Source organism: Williamsia sp. Y712 (genome assembly GCF_059445525.1).
The window spans coordinates 1-4,908 of sequence record NZ_JCAIUN010000005.1; the positions used below are offsets into that span (position 1 = coordinate 1).

The 4,908-nt window shown below is 54.3% G+C and carries 2 rRNA genes; both read left to right on the plus strand.

From position 1 onward, the window contains the following. The first annotated feature begins 122 nt into the window (after positions 1–122). Positions 123–1,643, plus strand: a 16S ribosomal RNA gene (locus AC1D75_RS27045). A gap of 405 nt (positions 1,644–2,048) precedes the next feature. Then, a 23S ribosomal RNA gene (locus tag AC1D75_RS27050) occupies positions 2,049–4,824 on the plus strand. Together the 16S and 23S rRNA genes form the textbook arrangement of a ribosomal RNA operon. Positions 4,825–4,908: the final 84 nt, after the last annotated feature.

Here is a 4,908-nt window from a genome sequence, read left to right on the forward strand (position 1 = left end):
TTTTGATCCCATCGCAGGTTTTGAGTCCTGTGGTGGTGTCAGTTTTTGTTTGGTTGGGATTTGAAAATCTCTTCAGAACAGATTTTTTTGAAACCTGCTCTTCGGAGTGGTTTTAGAGGATTTTCATGGAGAGTTTGATCCTGGCTCAGGACGAACGCTGGCGGCGTGCTTAACACATGCAAGTCGAACGATGAAGCCAGCTTGCTGGTGGATTAGTGGCGAACGGGTGAGTAACACGTGGGTGATCTGCCCCAAACTTTGGGATAAGCCTGGGAAACTGGGTCTAATACCGAATATGACCACTGGATGCATGTCTGGTGGTGGAAAGCTCCGGCGGTTTGGGATGGGCCCGCGGCCTATCAGCTTGTTGGTGGGGTAATGGCCTACCAAGGCGACGACGGGTAGCCGGCCTGAGAGGGCGACCGGCCACACTGGGACTGAGACACGGCCCAGACTCCTACGGGAGGCAGCAGTGGGGAATATTGCACAATGGGCGCAAGCCTGATGCAGCGACGCCGCGTGAGGGATGACGGCCTTCGGGTTGTAAACCTCTTTCACCAGGGACGAAGCGAAAGTGACGGTACCTGGAGAAGAAGCACCGGCCAACTACGTGCCAGCAGCCGCGGTAATACGTAGGGTGCGAGCGTTGTCCGGAATTACTGGGCGTAAAGAGTTCGTAGGCGGTTTGTCGCGTCGTTCGTGAAAACTTGGGGCTTAACTCCAAGCGTGCGGGCGATACGGGCAGACTTGAGTACTACAGGGGAGACTGGAATTCCTGGTGTAGCGGTGAAATGCGCAGATATCAGGAGGAACACCGGTGGCGAAGGCGGGTCTCTGGGTAGTAACTGACGCTGAGGAACGAAAGCGTGGGTAGCGAACAGGATTAGATACCCTGGTAGTCCACGCTGTAAACGGTGGGTACTAGGTGTGGGTTCCTTTTCACGGGATCCGTGCCGTAGCTAACGCATTAAGTACCCCGCCTGGGGAGTACGGCCGCAAGGCTAAAACTCAAAGGAATTGACGGGGGCCCGCACAAGCGGCGGAGCATGTGGATTAATTCGATGCAACGCGAAGAACCTTACCTGGGTTTGACATATACCGGAAAGCCATAGAGATATGGCCCCCCTTGTGGTCGGTATACAGGTGGTGCATGGCTGTCGTCAGCTCGTGTCGTGAGATGTTGGGTTAAGTCCCGCAACGAGCGCAACCCTTATCTTATGTTGCCAGCGCGTAATGGCGGGGACTCGTGAGAGACTGCCGGGGTCAACTCGGAGGAAGGTGGGGATGACGTCAAGTCATCATGCCCCTTATGTCCAGGGCTTCACACATGCTACAATGGCCGGTACAGAGGGCTGCGATACCGTGAGGTGGAGCGAATCCCTTAAAGCCGGTCTCAGTTCGGATCGGGGTCTGCAACTCGACCCCGTGAAGTCGGAGTCGCTAGTAATCGCAGATCAGCAACGCTGCGGTGAATACGTTCCCGGGCCTTGTACACACCGCCCGTCACGTCATGAAAGTTGGTAACACCCGAAGCCGGTGGCCCAACCCCTTGTGGGAGGGAGCCGTCGAAGGTGGGATTGGCGATTGGGACGAAGTCGTAACAAGGTAGCCGTACCGGAAGGTGCGGCTGGATCACCTCCTTTCTAAGGAGCAACATAAACCACACTCGATGTGCTGCTTTGTACCAGCGCCTCACCTCTTTACCGGGGTGTGTGAGTGTGGTGGCCCCGCTTCACTGGCGAATGTTCAGTGGTGGGAGCTCATGGGTGAAACACTAACAATGCCAGCGTCTTTCGTTAAAGAAGGTCTGCCGGCGTTTACACAGGTGACTGTGTGAAGCATCGATACACTATTGGGTCCTGAGGGAACACACCTCCGCGTGAGTGGAGATGAGTTTTTTCTAGGGTTAGACATGGATGCCGATTGCGGTCCGCCTGTTATCAACAGGACTTGAAGAAGTCTTGTTGGGGTGTTGGATGTGGTTGGTGTGTGTTGTTTGAGAATTGCACAGTGGATGCGAGCATCTTTATTTTTGTTTTGATAAATGTTTGTAAGTGTTTAAGAGCGTACGGTGGATGCCTTGGCACCAGGAGCCGATGAAGGACGTAGGAGGCTGCGATAAGCCTCGGGGAGCTGTCAACCGAGCTGTGATCCGAGGGTGTCCGAATGGGGAAACCCAGCACGAGTGATGTCGTGTTACCCGCGCCTGAATATATAGGGTGTGTGGAGGGAACGTGGGGAAGTGAAACATCTCAGTACCCACAGGAAGAGAAAACAACATGTGATTCCGTGAGTAGTGGCGAGCGAAAGCGGATGAGGCTAAACCATGCAGATGTGATACCCGGCAGGGGTTGTCTGTGTGGGGTTGTGGGATCTATTTTGTCGATTCTGCCGGATCGGCCGACAGTAAAAAATTGTTGTGTTAGTCGAAGTGGTCTGGAACGGCCTGCCGTTGAGGGTGAGAGTCCCGTAGACGAAAACATGACAACTGTTGTAGTAGACACCCAAGTAGCAGCGGGCCCGTGAAATCTGCTGTGAATCTGTCGGGACCACCCGATAAGCCTGAATACTCCCTGGTGACCGATAGCGGACTAGTACCGTGAGGGAAAGGTGAAAAGTACCCCGGGAGGGGAGTGAAATAGTACCTGAAACCGTGCGCTTACAATCCGTCAAAGCCGATGCGTCGTTTAGTCGACGGTGGGTGATGGCGTGCCTTTTGAAGAATGAGCCTGCGAGTTAGTGCTCGGTGGCGAGGTTAACCCGTGAGGGGCAGCCGTAGCGAAAGCGAGTCCGAATAGGGCGTATGAGTCGCCGGGTCTAGACCCGAAGCGGAGTGATCTACCCATGGCCAGGTTGAAGCGACGGTAAGACGTCGTGGAGGACCGAACCCACTTCAGTTGAAAATGGAGGGGATGAGCTGTGGGTAGGGGTGAAAGGCCAATCAAACTCCGTGATAGCTGGTTCTCCCCGAAATGCATTTAGGTGCAGCGTCGCATGTTCCTCACTGGAGGTAGAGCTACTGGATGGCCGATGGGCCCTACAAGGTTACTGACGTCAGCCAAACTCCGAATGCCAGTGAGTCAGAGTGCGGCAGTGAGACTGCGGGCGATAAGGTTCGTAGTCGAGAGGGAAACAGCCCAGATCGCCGGCTAAGGCCCCTAAGCGTGTACTAAGTGGAAAAGGATGTGGGGTCGCGAAGACAACCAGGAGGTTGGCTTAGAAGCAGCCACCCTTGAAAGAGTGCGTAATAGCTCACTGGTCAAGTGATCCTGCGCCGACAATGTAGCGGGGCTCAAGTACACCGCCGAAGCCGCGGCACTCACACAATACATTCTCTTGTTCCTGCGGGGACTTGAGCAGTGGTGTGGGTGGGTAGGGGAGCGTCCTGCATCCATGGAAGCATCGGAGTGATCCAGGTGTGGAGGGTGNTATAGCCTGAGAGGTGATGCGTAGCCGAATGAGGCGAATTCCATGATCCTATGCTGCCAAGAAAAGCCTCTAGCGAGTGGCGACACGGCCCGTACCCCAAACCAACACAGGTGGTCAGGTAGAGAATACTAAGGCGATCGAGAGAACTGTGGTTAAGGAACTCGGCAAAATGCCCCCGTAACTTCGGGAGAAGGGGGACCATGTCTGGTGATGAGATTTACTCTCTGAGCTGGGTGTGGTCGCAGAGACCAGAGAGAAGCGACTGTTTACTAAAAACACAGGTCCGTGCGAAGTCGTAAGACGATGTATACGGACTGACGCCTGCCCGGTGCTGGAAGGTTAAGAGGACCGGTTAATCACTTCGGTGGTGAAGCTGAGAATTTAAGCCCCAGTAAACGGCGGTGGTAACTATAACCATCCTAAGGTAGCGAAATTCCTTGTCGGGTAAGTTCCGACCTGCACGAATGGCGTAACGACTTCTCTGCTGTCTCAACCACAGACTCGGCGAAATTGCATTACGAGTAAAGATGCTCGTTACGCGCGGCAGGACGAAAAGACCCCGGGACCTTCACTATAGCTTGGTATTGTTGTTCGGTTCGGTTTGTGTAGGATAGGTGGGAGACTGTGATACATGCACGCCAGTGTGTGTGGAGTCGTTGTTGAAATACCACTCTGATCGTATTGGACATCTAACTTCGGACCATGATCTGGTTCAGGGACAGTGCCTGGTGGGTAGTTTAACTGGGGCGGTTGCCTCCTAAAATGTAACGGAGGCGCCCAAAGGTTCCCTCAGCCTGGTTGGCAATCAGGTGTTGAGTGTAAGTGCACAAGGGAGCTTGACTGTGAGACGTACATGTCGAGCAGGGACGAAAGTCGGGACTAGTGATCCGGCACCGGCAAGTGGAAGCGGTGTCGCTCAACGGATAAAAGGTACCCCGGGGATAACAGGCTGATCTTCCCCAAGAGTCCATATCGACGGGATGGTTTGGCACCTCGATGTCGGCTCGTCGCATCCTGGGGCTGGAGTAGGTCCCAAGGGTTGGGCTGTTCGCCCATTAAAGCGGCACGCGAGCTGGGTTTAGAACGTCGTGAGACAGTTCGGTCTCTATCCGCCGCGCGCGTAAGAAACTTGAGGAAACCTGTCCCTAGTACGAGAGGACCGGGACGGACGAACCTCTGGTGTGCCAGTTGTCCTACCAAGGGCACCGCTGGTTAGCTACGTTCGGAAGGGATAACCGCTGAAAGCATCTAAGCGGGAAGCCTGTTCCAAGATGAGGTTTCTCACCACCTTTGCGTGGTTAAGGCCCCCTACAGACCATGGGGTAGATAGGCCAGAACTGGAAGCCCGGTAACGGGTGCAGGTGACTGGTACTAATCGGCCGAGGACTTACAACCAAAACAAGAAGACTTTATGTCTCGCATCCACTGTGCAATATCTGAAACAACACACAAACAAACAAATGATCAGCACTAATCATT